The sequence below is a fragment of the Curtobacterium sp. MCBA15_016 genome (genome assembly GCF_001865105.1).
In the GTDB taxonomy this organism is placed as follows: domain Bacteria; phylum Actinomycetota; class Actinomycetes; order Actinomycetales; family Microbacteriaceae; genus Curtobacterium.
In genome coordinates this window covers 6,173-6,769 of sequence record NZ_MJGR01000017.1, presented here as the reverse complement: position 1 = coordinate 6,769, position 597 = coordinate 6,173, and the positions used below count along the sequence as shown (strand labels likewise).

Annotated in this window: 1 protein-coding gene; it reads right to left on the bottom strand. The window is 72.5% G+C overall.

The window, feature by feature from the left end; genetic code table 11:
• Positions 1 to 29: 29 nt before the first annotated feature.
• A partial coding sequence (locus BIV03_RS07635; protein WP_071295238.1) for a zinc ribbon domain-containing protein occupies positions 30 to 597 on the bottom strand: 568 nt, incomplete at its 5' end.

Here is a 597-nt window from a genome sequence, read left to right as displayed (position 1 = left end):
CGCGCCTCCCGTTCGTCGTCTGGTCGCGACTAGAGCCCGGACTCCGCCGTCCGCACCAGGATCGCGTCGCTGTCGGGGCAGAGCACGACGTCGTCGGGCGCTGCGCGCCGGATGGTCTGCAGGTCGGAGTTCGTGAGTGTCACGCCGGACGCCGTGGACACCCCGCCCTGCAGCAGCGAGGCACCGAACCCGTACCGTGCCCGCTGCCGGTCGTACAGTGCGAGGAGGTCCGCCGGCACCTTCGCGGCGACGGCGGCACGGCTCTGCGTGGCCGATTCGCGGTCGGACTCGAGCCGGGCGATCTCGGCGTCGCGCTCGGCCACGAGCCCGGCACGCGCGGCCTCGACGTCGGCGAGCTGCGCCTCGATGTCGCCGACGCGGGCACGGAAGCCGTCGAGGTTCTCCATGACCTCGAGTTCGGCCGTCTCGAGGTCCCCGATGCGGCGCTGCAGCGACTCGAGCTCGCTCTGGAGACCAGCGGCGTCCTTCGCGCTGGAGACGTTCTGGAGCATCGTGGTGTCACGCTCCACACGGGCCTGCGCCGTGGCGGTGTCGGACTCGAGGCGGGCGAGTTCGCGCTCGGCGTCCTCGACCTCG